This window comes from Natrinema ejinorense, assembly GCF_002494345.1.
Lineage (GTDB): Archaea > Halobacteriota > Halobacteria > Halobacteriales > Natrialbaceae > Natrinema > Natrinema longum.
This window is the reverse complement of sequence record NZ_NXNI01000002.1, coordinates 63,086-78,019: the sequence shown is the minus strand read 5'-3', so window position 1 is coordinate 78,019 and position 14,934 is coordinate 63,086. Positions and strand designations below refer to the sequence as shown.

The following is a 14,934-nucleotide window of genomic DNA, read 5'->3' as shown; positions in this document are numbered from 1 at the left end:
GCGAGTTCAGTATCGCAGCGTCCTCAGCCGTCGCTGGCGACGTCCGGCGTTCGTAACACCGCTTCGTCGGTCTCCGGGCCGAGTGCCTCGAGCCGGACGCTCGAGATCTTGTACTCGGGGATGCCGGCCTGTGGGTCGAACGTCTCCTGGGTGAGTTTGTTGACCGCGCCGGTCGCGAAGTGCATCGGGATGAACAGCGTTCCCTCGCCCACGCGTTCGGTGACCTGGGCCTTGACGACGATTTCGCCGCGCCGGGATTCGACGCGGACGTACTCGCCGTCTTCGACGCCGAGTTCGGCGGCCGTCTCGGGGTGGATCTCGACGAAGCTCTGGCCGACGTGGCTCATCAGCCCCTCGACGCGGCGGGTGATCTGGCCAGTGTGCCAGTGATAGAGGACCCGCCCGGAAGTGAGCGTAAGGGGATACTCCTCGTCGGGGAGTTCCCCGGGGTGGCCACCGTCTGCGGGGACGAACCGCGCTTTCCCGTCCTCGAAGTTGAAGTTCCCCTCCTCGTAGTCGTAGAGGTAGGGGGTGCCGGGATGGTCCGCGTCGGGGACCGGCCACTGAAGGCCGTGTTCCTCGCCCGACTCGAGGCGCTCGTAGCTCACGCCGCCGTAGATGGGGACGAGATCGCTGATCTCGACCATGATCTCGCGTGGGTGGTCGTACCCCCACTCGTAGCCGAGTCGTGCGGCCAGCGCCTGGGTAATCTCCCAGTCCTGTCTGGCCGTCCCCGGCGGCTCGGTGCTGGGCCGAACCCGCTGGATCCGTCGCTCGGTGTTGGTGAACGTCCCGTGTTTCTCCGGCGAGGTCGCCGCCGGCAGGACGACGTCGGCGTGCTCGGCGGTCTCGGTCACGAAGATGTCCTGGACGACGAGGAACTCGAGGGCCGCGAGGGCCTCCCCGGCGTGATCGACGTCGGGTTCGGAGAGCGCCGGGTTCTCGCCGACGATGTACATGCCCTCCAGGTTGCCCTCGCGGGCCTCCGCGAGCATCTCCGGTACTTTGAGGCCGGGCTCCTCGGGCGGGCGCTCGCCCCAGACCTCGGCGAACTTCTCGCCGACTTCGTCGTCGGCCGGGTCCTGGTAGCCGGGGAGGCTTCCGGGGAGCGTTCCCATGTCCCCGCCGCCGCCCTGGACGTTGTTCTGGCCGCGGAACGGCGAGAGGCCGGCCCCGGGCTTGCCGAGCTGGCCCAGCACGAGCGCGAGGTCGGCCATCGCGAGCAGGTTCTCGGTGCCCGTGCTCTGTTGGGTCATTCCCATGGCCCAGCCGAAGACGACGGAGTCGGCTTCGGCGAGCGTCTCGGCGGCCGCGGCCAACTCCTCGGGGGAGACGCCGGCCAGTTCCTCGACTTTCTCCGGGGTGAACGCCTGTACCTTCTCTTTGAGTTCCTCGAAGTGCTTCGTGTTGCGCTCGATGAAGGCCTCGTCGTGGAGGTCGTGCTCGACGATGTACCGGATCATCCCGTTGAGCCACGTCACGTCGTAGCCGGGGGTCGTCCGGGTGTACTGATCCGCGTGCTCGGCGATGCCGATCTTCCGCGGATCGAAGACGACGAGGTCCGCGCCGTCCCTGACGTTCCGTTTGATGCGAGTCGCCAACACGGGGTGGGACTCGGTGGTGTTCGAGCCGCTGATGAGGTAGGCGTCGGCCTCGCCGATGTCCTCGTTGATGCGGTTTGTCATCGCGCCGTAGCCGACCGTCTGCTGGAGCGCGGCGACCGTCGAGGAGTGACAGAGCCGCGCACAGTTGTCGATGTTCTTGGAGCCGAGTACCTGCCGGGCGAACTTCTGGACGAGGTAGGCTTCCTCGTTGCTCCCCTTCGAGGACGCGAGGCAGCCGACCGCGTCGACGCCGTGGTCGTTCTGAACGTCGGTGAGCCGTTCGGCCACCAGCTCCAACGCGTCGTCCCAGGATGCTTCCTCGAGGTCGCCGTCGTCGTTGCGCACGAGCGGTGTCGTAACCCGGTTCTCGCTGTTGGCGAACTCGTGGCCGAACTTCCCTTTCACGCAGGTCGAGAAGTTGTTCGCGGGCGCGTCGTCGGGATCGTCGACGGGGACGACGCCGAGGGAGTCGTCGTCCTTGCCCCACATCTCGAAGCGACAGCCGACGGCACAGAACCCACAGGTCGTCTCCGCTTTGTCGATCTTGCCCAGCCGGTAGTCGCTGATCGCCTCGGCGATGTCGAACAGGTATCCCTCCGGGAGCGTGGTCGCCGCGATCGATTCGGCCGTGTGTTCGCCTGCGAGGAACGCGTTCCGTCCAACCGTTGCCGCCGTCGTCTCGAGTCTCCGCTTCGCTCGCTCCATGACCCCGGCGACGCTGCGTTGGTCGCTGTTCATGGTCCCAGCGGACCCAACCGTGGCGTCGCCGCCCGGCGCGGGCGACCGGTTGGGGGACGTCGTGTCGTCGAGGGTCTCGGCGTCTACGTGTTCGATGACGTCCCCGATCGAGTTCCGCTGGGTGAAGCCGGGGAACGGGAGCGTCCCGGCACCGCCGATCCCCTTCTCGGTCAGCGCCCCGGTTGGACAGACCGTCGCGCAGTGACCACAGGAGACGCACTCGGAGTCGGCCATCGTCTCGGCGTCGGACTGGAAGCCGATGCGGGTGTCCTCGCCGTGGCCCTCGATCCGGAGGACGCCCTCGGCCTGTACGTCGTTGCAGCCGTCGACACACCGGTTACAGAGGATACACTTGTTGCGGTCGATCTGGATGAACGACGAGGTGTCGTCGAGGGGGTCGTACTGGTCGCGCTCGTCGAAGACGCCGTAGCGCGGGTGGTCGACGTCCTCGCTGATCGCCGCGCTCTGGAGTTCACAGCGACCGGTGCCGTTACAGGTCGTACACCGAAGGTTGTGGTTCGAGAGGACGAGATCGAGGTTGACGCTCCGGCTCTCCGCGGCGTCGGGCGTGTCCGTCTCGACGGCGAGGCCCTCTTCCGCCGGGAACGAACAGGAGGGGACGAGCCCGTGTGCGTCGGTCTCGACTATGCAGGTCCGACACTCGCTTCGCGGGCCGATCTCGTCGCTACAGTCGCCGCCGCGGTCGTAGTAACAGAGGGCGGGTACGTCGGCGTCTTCCTCGAGGGCGTCCGTCCCGGGGTCGACGCTGACGACGTCGTCGTCGAGGGCCTGCATCGCGTCGATGATCGTCGACCCAGGCGGGACGGTCACCGGTTCGCCGTTGACCGTCACGGTCGTCGGGTCGGTGCCGCGCGTCCCGACGTCCGGATCGTTCGCGCTCCCGGTCTCGAATTCAGCCGTGACCGGGGTTTCTGTACGCGGGTCATCGAGGTCTGGAACGCCTGGAAGGGGATCGTTCGTACTCATAGGTTCTCGGAACAGGTACCGCTCGGACAGCGACCGTCGGCGTGTGCGCGGAACACCGGTTCGAACTCGTCGATCGCCGTCGTCACCGGACGCGGCGCGCGTGCGCCGATCCGGCAGTTGCTCGTCCGCTCCATCGTGCGACCGAGTTCGCGGATCTTCGCGAGGTCGAACGATCCGTGATAGATCTCACGCAGGAGCTCCGCGAGCTGTTTCGTTCCCTCGCGTCCGGGGACACACCGGCCGCTGTTCTCGGTCGCGGCGAACGTCGCGCGCTCGCCGGCGGTCGCGACCGCACACCGATCCTCGTTCAGCAACTCGACCACCCCTTCGGTTCCGAGGGCAGCCGCCGCAAGCGCGTCTCGAGTTGCACTCACGTCGAGCCCCCGGGTGATGCCGCCGAGAACATCGCCCACGCAGGCCATCTTGACGGCTCCCTGGAGCTCGACCGCATCGAGGGCGGCTTCGAGGCTGTCGTCGGACCCGAGTTCGACGGTTGCCGGTGCCGCCACGTCGCCGGTGACGGTAAACAGCCGGGTGCCGGGATCGCGGTCGGTCGCGTCGGACGGCGCGTCGTTCCCCAGCAGCCGTCGAACGTGTGCCACTGTCCGCACGGAATGGACCGCCGTCGGCCGGCCGTAGAGCCCGTGGACCGCCGGCGAGGGCGGTTGAATCCGGGGCTCGATCCGGTCGTTCCCTTCGAGTGCCTCGAGGGCGGCGGTCGGTGCGCCGGCGCGGTACTCGTCCGGACCGGCGACCAGTTGCGGAACGACCGGGAGCTCGGCGGCGGCCGCGTCGATCGCCGCCTCGAGGTGGCGATGGAGTCCGGTCTCGCTCCCGTTTAGGTAAAGGACTGCGTCCGTCGTGCCGAGGTACTCGGCGATCGCCGCGATTCCGTCGAGGACGGCGATCGGGACGCTCGCGAGCAGCGTCCGATCGATCCGCTGTCGGTCGTCGGTGTCGTTGGCGTTGACGACGACGACCGGATCGCCGTCGGTCTCCCGGATCGTGGCCCACGTCGCTCCGACGTCCTCGTCCGCGGCAGCGTCGCCGCGACCGCGCCCGAGCAGTCCGCGGTCCCGGACCGGCCCTGCATCCCGTTCCGGCGAGACGAGGTCGTAGTCCTCCGGTACGAGCGGTGTGACCCAGCCACACGATCCGAGGACCTCCCGACAGCCGACGGACAACGGACCGGTTTCGGGAGCGGGAAGCGAACGCGTCCCCGGATCGTGTTCGACGACTGCGGCGGCAACCTCGGGCAGCAACTCGCCGCGCTCGAGCGCACCGACGATCCCCTCGATCCGCTCGTGGTCCGGACGCGGATGGAACGCCGTTCGTCCGCCGGCGGTCGCGAGAAACAGCGGTTCGAACGCGGCAATGCCGGTCGGTCCCGTCCGGACGACCGGGACGGCGGTGGCTGTCCGACGCGCTGTTTCGGAGCCAGTGTCACGGCGGGACGCGGTCGGGTCAGTCGCGACCCTGAGGACCGGCGACCGCGACATTGCGGCTGTGGGTTCAGTCATCGATCCCATTTCGTATGCAGAGTAGAACGGCCGTGGTGATCAAATAAGTACGTGAGGATCCACCACTCGGGGAGACGAATCATACCGTCGATCGTAGGGGGACGATGGAGAACGCTCGAGGGCGTCGGTCGTCGCGGACAGCCACGGCTGGTGAGTCGTGATGTCGCACGAAGACGCTGAATGAGCGCCTTCGAGGTATCACGATCCTAGTGATACCACTCCCGAGTAACGCCGCTGGCGATAAGACCGTTACGGTCGACGACCGCAGACACTCGAGGGACGGTGCGAGAAGCGGGACTCGAGGATCAGTACTGATCCGTCGCCTTATCATGCAGCCTCTCGAGCGTCCGCTCGCATGTGCTCGTAGCGGATCTCACAGCTGTCCGAACAGAACTGACCAGCGTAGCTCGATCGATTGACCGAGCTCCCCGCCCACTCAACGGGTGTCAAAAGTAGCTCCCCACAGTCCGGTCCTCGACTCCTGTCACCGGCCGATCGTACCCTGCCGAGTGATCGGGGCGTCGGGATTGATGGAAAACCCAACGACGGTCGAGTCCTCGGTTGCGGTGACGAATACGTCGCTATCGTCGGTCACCAGTGCACTTTCGGTGTCCCCGACCGCTTTCTCGCCGATTTCGACCGCCCCCTCGAACACGTAGCAGTAGGTATCCCAGCCCGCCCGGGACGGGAGCGTGGTCGTGGCACCGGCGTTGAGTCGGCAGTCGTAGAAATGGACATCGTTGCGGACGTCTAGCGGGGCGTCGCTCCCTTCGGGACCGAACAGGTGCCGCCACTCGTTGGGGACCGGGTCTGGAATCGGCTCGTGTTGGATGTCCGACTCGAGATCGAGGCTGTACGGCCGGACGAAAATCTGGAGCATCCGCAGCGGCGGGTCGTCCGCGAGCGTCTCTTCGGAATGCCAGAAGCCGCTGCCGGCGTTCATCACCATCAGGTGCTCGGGGTCAGTGACGAGGGAGTTTCCCTGCCGGTCGTCGTGGCGCATCACGCCGTCGGGCACCCAAGAGATGATCTCCTCGTTGCGGTGCTGGTGCATCCGAATCAGCGTTCCGGGGTCCATGAACGACTCGACGACGGTGGCGAGCGGGCCGTAGCCGTGGTCGTCGTGGTCCGGGACAGCGCGACCGGGGAAGTTGAGATGGATCCGGAATTTGCCCTGATGCTGCGAGACGTCAGTTCGTGGCGCCGTGTGGATGCGAGGCTGCGTCTGTGCTGAGGGGGAATCGTCCATTACCAAGTCATCGTCTCTCAGCCGCTATATGGGTTCTGCGCGAGGCCCCTCTATTGGCACTCTCCGTGAGTCAGTCGTTCAGTCCAGCAGCGCTCACGCTGGCGGAACACCGAGTACAGCAAAGATATTTTTCGGTGGAATTAGACACAATAAGTATGAAGGGTATGGGGACTGCCGAACGCATCTTCACTGCGCCTGACGCCGGCGTCGAGATGGACGAACGCAGCAAAATCGAAGCCGTCGCGGGCCGTGGCCTTCGGGGTGACAGATATTTCCGCGAAATCGAAACCGGGACGTTCGTCACTTGGGAGTCGGAAGAAGACCGCCACGACGGCTACGACCTGACGCTCATCGAGGAGGAAGCCATCGACGCGATCGAACGCGACGCCGATATCGAACTCGGGTCCGGCGAACACCGGCGGAACGTCGTCACTCGGGACGTTGCACTCAACCATCTCGTCGGCACGCGATTCCGCGTCGGCGACGCTATCTGTAGGGGTGACCGTCTCTGCGAACCTTGCAGCTATCTGCAAGACCTCACCGGTGAGGATCTCCTCGATGCGCTGGCCCACCGTGGCGGGCTTCGAGCAGACGTTCTGGAAAGCGGGACTATTCGACCGGGCGACACGATCGAACCGCTCGAATAACGACCTGTACTGATCGATTCGGGGACCTCGAACACGGGATATGTGAACCGCTATATGGCTCCCTCATCAGGGGCTGTAGGGCTAGAAGAACTGAACCCATAGGCACGTGATTTAATGACGAAACCGTTAAAGCCTCCAAGAAGGCCAAGAACCACCTCGAGAAGTCGGAGAAATCGTGGCGGAGGGCGACTGGCAGAACACCTTTGACACAACCGAAAGACGTGTTCGACACCGGTCAAGAGAACCGGACAAGATCCGATCCCTTGACCGCATAGAGTCCCTCACTCTACGACGAAGACGCCGGCGGCTGGGTTTCCGATCGAAACCCTTCAGGACGATGACGGACGAGTTCGTCAGTCAGCTAAACGTGCCCGTAGTCTAGTTGCGGGCGGTTGGACTCGAATCGGTTTTGTGTGGTCGATCGGTCATCCGTTCCGCGACTCGTCCTTCGCGTCCGGATCCTTCCAGTCACCCTCCTTTCCTTTGCGGAATTCGCCCTTCGCCTGGCGTTCTCGTGGCCACAGCGAGATTGCGAGCAGCGCGACGTAGAACACGACGACGACCACGATCGCGACCAGTCCCTGGATTCGAGCGATCGCGGCGGTTTCGATCCAGTCTTCACGCGCCGCGAACGCGGTCACTCTGAAGACCCATGCGACGAGGAGGACGCCAAGCAACGCGAGATACACGCGCCGAAGGCGATTCGCGAGGGCCTCTTGCATCGATACTTTCACCGTAGGCTCACGGTAGTCCTGACTCAATTTGACTCGCCAGTCGGTGTGTTCGACGTCCCGTGACGGGTCCAGGGCAGTTGCGAGCAGATTCTCCTGAAGCATCCGAACACACGCCCGAAAGACATCGTAATCCCGGTACCGCCGCGCCTCGATGCCGAGGAAGACCGTGACGACCACGATTCCGATCAACAGGATATAGTGAGGGTTGTCGGGACTTGAGAACGCCCACGTCAGGATCGCCGCCATCAGAGTCACCGCCCACGTTGTCGTCTGATCGAGTCGCTGTCGCCACGTATCCACCCGGCCAAGTTCGCCCCGGTACGCGTGGGCCATCACCGAGCCGAGGCCTGTGCTCTCTTCGACCATTTCGCGGCCGATCTCCCGTTGTCCGGGCGTCGTCGGGTCGGCCGTATCGTCGTTCGAATCTGCCATGTGCAACGGACACCGCCCCATCTCATAAGCGAATGCCGCGCCAGCGTGAAACGTACCACGGGACGAGCACAATCTCGGATAGCCGCTCCCGGACCCGTGTTTCAGCGACTCGAGAACATATTCGAAGCACGCGTCGGAACGCGATTCGGGGATATGTCTCGAGGGCGCGGGCGGCGACCGCGAATCCTCCGAGGATGCCGAGGTGGATGACGGCAGGGTTGAGCGTGGCGTACCTGTCGACGGCGAATGGACGGAGAGAGTCGTCGATGAGTCCGACCACGATGATGCTGTAGACGAATAACCCGACGGCGGGCAGCGGTTCGTCCGTGAGAGACAGGGAGGCCACTGCCCACCCCAGACGGGAATCGCGCCGACGAGCGGAACCATCGCGAGAACGATCATGACGGCCGTCCACAACAGCGCAGTGGGAACGCCAGTGGCGACGAGGGCGACTCCAGCGACGACCCCCTGGACGATGGCGACTCGAGCAATTCTGGACGGTATCTCACAGATCGCGGTGTTGTTCGATCGAACGTTGAGCAGACGTTCGAATATCAATACAACAACTATTTCAGCAACTGTTGAAAAAGTCAGATATGGTCCTCGCGTTGGCTGCATACGTCTATGCATCGGTTCAAACGACTGAACACGAGTTCAATGGAGGGTTTGCCGTACTCCTGTTATTTGCCGACGTATGGGTTGCTGCAGCGTTCAGTCCGGGTTTGTAGTTACCGGACGGCGGATGACTGTGTTCAGTGTGCAACTGTCGTTGCCGAATCGACCTCCTCAGCTTCGACGCCAATTTTGAATGAAAAACGTCGCTCGTCATTATCAGCTACTGATACAATAAACGCTTTGAACACTCACTCGAATTTTGCTACCATGCCCTCCAGACCAACCACTCTTCAATTACGGATGATCGCTGCCCTTCTTGGACTTGCCCTCGTCTCAGTTGGCTTTCTCGTGGGAGTTTGGGTTGTCTTCTACGGTGTACTCGTACTTTTTGAGATTGCGCGTGCGACTCAGATCGCGCTCATTATTACTGTTGCAACGCTTTTGACGATCGGCTATCTCGAGTACAGGCAACTCGAAACGATCGAACGGCTTGCAGATGCCTATCCAGTGAATCAGGAGACAGCACCGGAATTGCATCAAACAGCGACGCGAGTTGCTGCCCAACTCGATGTCCCTGTCCCAACGATTGCGATCTCGGAACGAGATGCACCCGAAGCATTAGCTATTGGGTTCCGACCGGAAAATATCCACCTCGTGCTCTCTCTCGGGACGATCGAGGCACTCGACGGACAGGATGAACTCGAGGCAGTGATTGCACACGAACTCGCTCACGTCAGAAACCGAGACGCGATGATCATGACGGTTGTTTCACTTCCTGTTGTTCTCGCCGATGGACTGCGATCACGAGTCACACGGATAGAAAATCCCGGGGCAGTCGGTATCGTGACCGTACCGCTTGGGTTCTTGTCAGCCGGCATTTGGGTTGTCGGGAGGTCGATCACGGCTCGTCTGTCCCGTGCCAGAGAACGAGCGGCAGATCGGGCAGCGGCGGAGGTTACCGGATCACCTGCTGTCCTCGCTCTCGCACTGCAGCGACTCGATGAAGAAATCGCAGACACACCGACTCGTGATTTGCGTGAAGCGTCGAGTGTCTCTTCGTTATCCGTTCTCCCACTCGAATCGAACGAACCCGAAAAAGTCATGCTCGGACCTGACGGAGACACTGAACCGTCGTATTGGTGGCTCGTAACGTGGACACACCGAATCAAACGCTATCTCTTTGGAACACACCCGCCAACCGACGAACGGATCGAGACGCTCTTAGAACTCGAGCGCGAACGATAGAGAGGGTGCAGAGAGCAGTTGAGTCAGTTACGTATTAGGTGCAGTGGTATTCGATCGCAAGCGAGTCGATTTCGTCACGCTGGTGGTTTTCAGCGAGCAATTTGAGATGCCCGTTGTGTGGTGGTGAGCCGATAGTGATACGATACTCACGAGCCTCGGTTGTGGGGATTTCGTTGAGGAGGTCGCCTTCAAAGTTCTTGAGAAGAATCGACTCGATAGGAGGGCGTCACCTGATTCCTGCAATGAGACCAGTAGCACAACTGACTCATCGGATACCACGGCGCTTGCTGTAGGACATCCCCGTCACTGTGTTCGAGAGCTGTTGTCGTACAGTCAGCGGATTCAGAACTGGCATCAGCTGAACACCCTGCAAGCCCGGTTGCACCGATGACTGCACTGGACGCAAGGACTGTGCGGCAAGACAACGCTTCGCTGGAGGGAATCTGGTCGGAGACCATACTGAGTCGGTGATTGTTCTGAGTGAGAACTATACTGACCCACTTATAGTGTGACGTTGCCTGGAAACGTGGCTCCGACGAAATCCCTCGCGAAACGACCGTTCGAGATAGTGGCAACGAAGCGGGCTGTTCGAAAAGTACTGCTGCAGATCATCTGCGAAAGCAGCGGCACAGCTTGTGAGAGTTTACAAGGACCTATCTGCGACAAGATAGTACAGGACCGATTCGGATTTAGTTGCAGCCCTCCGGAACTGGCGTCTCCTTCTCGTTGATGAAAGCGCCCACCGTAGCTATGACCCGATCAGGTGCTTCTGTCGGACCGCCGTGACCGACGCCCTCGAACTCGGTGCACCGGCTGTCTGAAAGAGCCGCATCTACTGCACGGATACCGTCTCGGAGGTGAGGCGGGCCCTCAGTCCCGGTCAGCAAAAGCACTGGCGCGTCGATCTCGAGTGAGTCCGGGAGACGGTACTGCTCGATAGCACGATTGATTCGAGCGACATTCTCCGTCAGATCGACGATGTCGGGCCATGGCGGCCACTCGGCGAGCCAGCCATCGAGGTCATCGATTTCGCCACCGTGCATGACCTCACTGATGTAGAACTTCATCGCCTCGCGTCGTTCTCCGTCGTTGATTCGTTCCTGCATCTGTGCCGCGAGATCGGCATGCTCTCGATATTCCCCAACAAGAACAGCCGGTTCATACGCGATGACCTTCTTTACTGAAGTAGTTCGTGCGGTCTCGATCGCCAACAGACCGCCGAACGAATGCCCGAACAGAACCGGAGTTCCATCCGCCGCATCGATGACTGCACGAACGTCCTCGACTCCACGATCGAGGGAATACTCGTCAGCGTCGCCGCTTTCCCCAACACCACGTCGATGGGGAATAATGACCGTGTAGTCTTCGGCGAAGAGCGGAACGATCGGCTGCCAGTACTGGGGCGAAGACCCTCCATGAAGGAGGACGAGCGGAGGCCCCTCTCCGTGCTGTTCGAATGCGATACTGGTTCCATCTGCCGAAGTGACTGTCTGCATTAGTGCTTCTTATCGTTATTGTGGAAACGGAGAATGCCTGTCTCTCAGTCGTTCGGTGCTTTATAAGTGGAAGGGGGATTTCGGAACGGAGGTCAACTCGGGGAGGAGTAGTCGCACAGCCCTTCGATCAGTTGGGTCTGCACCCGCCGCAGTCTCCACGGGACACTGGCGATTCAGTAGTGGCAAAGAACGAGAGAGACGCCGTTACTGAACGTCAGCCCTGGAGGCCCGCTTTAGAAGGCCGATAGCAATGCCGCCCAGAACGACGTTGAACGCCAGGAGAACAGCAATAGCAGGAACGACTGTGTTCCAGAATCCAGCGAACGCCGTTACCTCGAAAACCGACAGTACGTCCCGTCCAAGCATGAGCGCTCGGATGCCGTCGACACCGTAAGTGATGGGATTCGCGACTGCGACTGCTTGAATCCAGCCAGGGAGGACGTCGAGTGGAAGGAACGCGCTCGAGATGAATAGTAACGGGAACGTCAGGAGGTTCGCAATCATCACGGTGGCTTCTCGGTCGCGAGTAACGAGCGCAACGATATTCGAGTACGCCATGAAGACACCACCGAATATGACGGTCACGACGAATACGCCGAGCACACCGAACAGTCCCGTCTGGAGATATCGAGTTACAGACGCCCCCGACTCGAGAGTCAAAAGGAGGTACCCGAGACCGAGTATGATCCCCGTTTGGACGGTGATTCGGACGACCTCGGACGACACTTTCCCGACGAACAGTGCGCCTCGATTCATCGGGGAGATGAGGGTCTTGTCGAACATCCCGGTCTCCATATCGTCGACCAGTCCGATGCCGGAAACAGCAGCAGCGGCCAGCGTTGACTGAATAATGATTGCGGGTGTGAGATAGGTCACGTACGTAACGTCACCTGTTACCGACTGAGAAACGGCACCTCCCGCGATCGCGCCGAGGACTTCGGCCATGAGGACGAAGAAAATGATCGGCTGAACCAGTGACGTGAACGTCACGTAGGGATTGCGGGAGGTCTTGACGAGCCACCGCTTGAAGCTGATCCGCGCGTCTGTTGTGGAACTGTTCCCCGACGCTCTCTTTGCCGAGTCACTATCGATGGGGCCCGCTCCGTCGGTAACGCCGCTCATCGACTCACCTCCTGTACCCTCGTCGTTTCAGTAGCTATCCCGTTCCCTCCGACATCCTCCTCTCCAGCCAGCGTAAGGAAGACGTCATCGAGCGTCGGTGATCGAATGTCGAAACCAGTGATTGTGATGTCTGCCGCGGACAGCTCGGTGAAGAGTTCGCTCGTGGCCGAGCGAGCGTTGTCGGCTTCGATGGCCAACCCGTCGGCGGTTCTTTCGATAGTCGCCGCGTCGAGTGCGGTGAGTTGCCGGACGGTGTTCATCGCACGGCGGCGGTTCTGGTCCGACGGGTCTTTCAGTGCTAGCGTGATGGTCTTCGTCCCAACGGCTGACTTGAGTGCAGCAGGTGTCCCAGTGTGGCTGATTTCCCCCTCTTGAAGGATGGCGAGGCGATCACACAGTTCGTTCGCTTCCTCGAGGTACTGCGTCGTGAGGAATACCGTCGTTCCTCGGTCGTTGATCTCCTCGAAGTAATTCCAGACCCGGAGCCGTGCCTCGGGATCGAAACCTGTCGTTGGTTCGTCAAGAAAGACCACTGGGGGACGATGGACGAGGACGGTCGCGGTATCGAGACGCTTTTGCATGCCGCCCGAAAACGTCTCTGCTCGCTTGTCCGCAACGCCTCGCAAGTCAACGAGGTCGAGCAATTCCTCGATACGTTCCTCCCGTTCTTCGCTCGGAACGCCGTACATCCGACAGGCGATACGTAGGTTTTCACGGGGTGTGAGCTCGAAGTCGATGCTCGTTTCTTGGGCCATGTAGCCGATGGATTCGCGCACAGCCTGCGGGTTGTTCTTCGTATCGTAGCCGTTGATTCGTACTGACCCCTGTGTCGGGTACAACAGCGTGACGAGAGTCCTGATAGTGGTCGTCTTCCCGGCCCCGTTGGGACCGAGAAAGCCGAAGAACTCGCCTTCTTTGACGTTCAGAGAGACGCCTTGGACGGCCTCGGTTCCATCGTCATACGTTACGTGGACGTCCTCTGCGTCGATAGCAGTTTGACGCTGCGAGGTGTGCGTCTCGTTCTCGGATCGTTGTCGTGCTTGTTCCAATGGCATAAACGATTAAGACATCAAGACGAAGTCAGGTAGGAGATTCTCGAATTCATGGGGGCCTTTAAATTCCCCATTTCGTCAAAGAGCAAGTGGTTCCCCCTTCAATTGGGGAGTGGCGGCCAGGTCGTGGCTACGGTTTCCTCGATGAGTTGCGTTTGTGCCCGGCGCAGTCGTTCAGAGACTGACGACGGAGAAATATCTAGTTCCGCCGCGATGTCTTTCAGGGTTGCCTGCCGAGGAATGTCGAAATAGCCTCGTTCGTAAGCGATTCGGAGCGCCTCGTGTTGGCGGTCGGTCAATCCGTCACCCGCCGGTTCAGACTCCCTGTCCTGAGTGAGGCGGTGTAACCGAAAGTCAGCGTTCCGCTGCCAGAACGAAGAGAACGTACTGAATGCCTCCCGGTCAGCGAACCAGCCGGTCTGTCGCCACCCGTCCGGTACCACATCTATCCGCTCGATAATCGCGTCGGCCGTCGCGAGGGCTTCAAGGCCCTCGAGATCGTCGAGATGTTCACCGAGTTGGCCCTCAAGACTGAGCGCTGGGAGCGCTTGGTATCGACGTGTGTCGCCAGCCTGCCCAATGAGCGCCCACTCCTCGACGTCGTATGCCTCCGTGAAAGCGCTTTCAATGTCCAACCGAGAGCCATTCTGTACGGTAACGATGAACAATGGTCCGTCCCCGTGATTGAACTGCAGATCGAGCGTCAGTGTCGCTTCGGGGACGCTTGCTGCCATTCCGGCGAGCGGTAACGCCTTACAGTCGATATCGAACTCAGCGATGAGACCCATATGTCGTTGTTTTTACCGGTTGTATTGGGGGTGTCGAAACAGTCGAGCAACCCAGGACAGCTGCCCAATTGGCCCTACCGAAGCTTGGGTCTATTCTGTCGGGCTGCCCTGCTGAAAATCCTTCGCCGCTCACAGGTTCTGACCGTCACTCGCTCAGCACAGTGAGGCTACGTATCGATGAATTTCGGAGCGAGACGCGGCCACTGCGTGAAACACCGTGGATACACTCGCTTCAACTGCCGTTCGCGAAAATCTCGATAGGGCGGCCTCGATCGGCTGATGGAATACGTCGAAGATCTGTGCATTGAGGAGGTCAGTGAGAGCAGCCTTACCGAGGTCGAAGGGCTGTAGATCATGGAGAACACGGAACGGGACCGGTAGTAGGAGACCGTCAGTCACTGTACTCCGACAATTGTACCCTATACGATTAGGCGCAACGAAAAGCGCCGGCCAGAGGCCAGCGTTGGAGCCCCCTTCCCACAATGTGTCAATCGTAGGGAGGGCCGAGATCAAAGACACCGTTTGGATCAGGCGGTGCCGTAGCGATCTCGGGATGGCGAGGACCGTCTGTCTCGGACGGACAGGTTCGATCAGAGGCAACGACTGAGTCAGTTTCCTCGCCATCTCCGGCTTGGGATTGATACACCATCAATTTGTTGGCCGTCTGAAACTATACGAAAGTATTAATGGTGATGTCCAAAAACA

General features: G+C 61.1%; 10 protein-coding genes and 1 pseudogene. 2 read left to right on the top strand and 9 right to left on the bottom strand.

Translation table 11 applies throughout. The features are described 5' to 3' along the window. Nucleotides 1-23 precede the first annotated feature (23 nt). The 3 genes from fdhF to CP557_RS19870 all read right to left on the bottom strand — a co-directional run bounded on the left by fdhF (nucleotide 24) and on the right by CP557_RS19870 (nucleotide 6,098). On the bottom strand, nucleotides 24-3,329 hold the full coding sequence (fdhF, locus tag CP557_RS19880) for a formate dehydrogenase subunit alpha (RefSeq protein ID WP_097381776.1): 3,306 nt from the start codon (nucleotides 3,327-3,329) through the stop codon (nucleotides 24-26). Then, complete coding sequence (locus tag CP557_RS19875; RefSeq protein ID WP_097382056.1) at nucleotides 3,326-4,849, bottom strand: NADH-ubiquinone oxidoreductase-F iron-sulfur binding region domain-containing protein; 1,524 nt, start codon at nucleotides 4,847-4,849, stop codon at nucleotides 3,326-3,328. Before CP557_RS19875 ends, fdhF begins: the two co-directional genes overlap by 4 nt. Nucleotides 4,850-5,333: 484 nt before the next feature. Beyond that, nucleotides 5,334-6,098 carry a pirin family protein gene (locus CP557_RS19870; protein ID WP_097381775.1) on the bottom strand — a complete coding sequence of 255 codons (765 nt, stop codon included), beginning with the start codon at nucleotides 6,096-6,098 and terminating at the stop codon, nucleotides 5,334-5,336. Between the two features lie 155 nt (nucleotides 6,099-6,253). On the opposite strand from CP557_RS19870, the gene CP557_RS19865 reads away from it, so the two are divergent. After that, on the top strand, nucleotides 6,254-6,745 hold the full coding sequence (locus CP557_RS19865; RefSeq protein WP_097381774.1) for an MOSC domain-containing protein: 492 nt from the start codon (nucleotides 6,254-6,256) through the stop codon (nucleotides 6,743-6,745). A gap of 425 nt (nucleotides 6,746-7,170) precedes the next feature. Here CP557_RS19865 and CP557_RS19860 read toward each other — a convergent pair whose 3' ends face one another. Beyond that, nucleotides 7,171-7,911 carry a DUF2270 domain-containing protein gene (locus tag CP557_RS19860; RefSeq protein WP_097381773.1) on the bottom strand — a complete coding sequence of 247 codons (741 nt, stop codon included), beginning with the start codon at nucleotides 7,909-7,911 and terminating at the stop codon, nucleotides 7,171-7,173. A gap of 184 nt (nucleotides 7,912-8,095) precedes the next feature. Further along, nucleotides 8,096-8,394, bottom strand: a pseudogene (locus CP557_RS23160) (AI-2E family transporter); the annotation flags it as partial. Between the two features lie 399 nt (nucleotides 8,395-8,793). On the opposite strand from CP557_RS23160, the gene CP557_RS19850 reads away from it, so the two are divergent. After that, nucleotides 8,794-9,771 carry a M48 family metalloprotease gene (locus tag CP557_RS19850; protein ID WP_097381772.1) on the top strand — a complete coding sequence of 326 codons (978 nt, stop codon included), beginning with the start codon at nucleotides 8,794-8,796 and terminating at the stop codon, nucleotides 9,769-9,771. Nucleotides 9,772-10,460: 689 nt separating this feature from the next. Here CP557_RS19850 and CP557_RS19845 read toward each other — a convergent pair. From CP557_RS19845 to CP557_RS19830, 4 genes are all read right to left on the bottom strand, one after another. Then, entirely contained in the window at nucleotides 10,461-11,267 is an 807-nt protein-coding gene (locus CP557_RS19845) for an alpha/beta fold hydrolase (protein WP_097381771.1), read from the bottom strand. A 204-nt stretch (nucleotides 11,268-11,471) separates the two neighbouring features. Then, on the bottom strand, nucleotides 11,472-12,389 hold the full coding sequence (locus CP557_RS19840; RefSeq protein ID WP_097381770.1) for an ABC transporter permease: 918 nt from the start codon (nucleotides 12,387-12,389) through the stop codon (nucleotides 11,472-11,474). Further along, on the bottom strand, nucleotides 12,386-13,444 hold the full coding sequence (locus CP557_RS19835) for an ATP-binding cassette domain-containing protein (protein WP_097381769.1): 1,059 nt from the start codon (nucleotides 13,442-13,444) through the stop codon (nucleotides 12,386-12,388). The genes CP557_RS19840 and CP557_RS19835 overlap by 4 nt, the downstream gene beginning before the upstream one ends. Nucleotides 13,445-13,542: 98 nt before the next feature. Further along, nucleotides 13,543-14,229, bottom strand: a complete 687-nt coding sequence (locus CP557_RS19830) for a helix-turn-helix domain-containing protein (RefSeq protein WP_097381768.1) — start codon at nucleotides 14,227-14,229, stop codon at nucleotides 13,543-13,545. Nucleotides 14,230-14,934 lie beyond the last annotated feature (705 nt).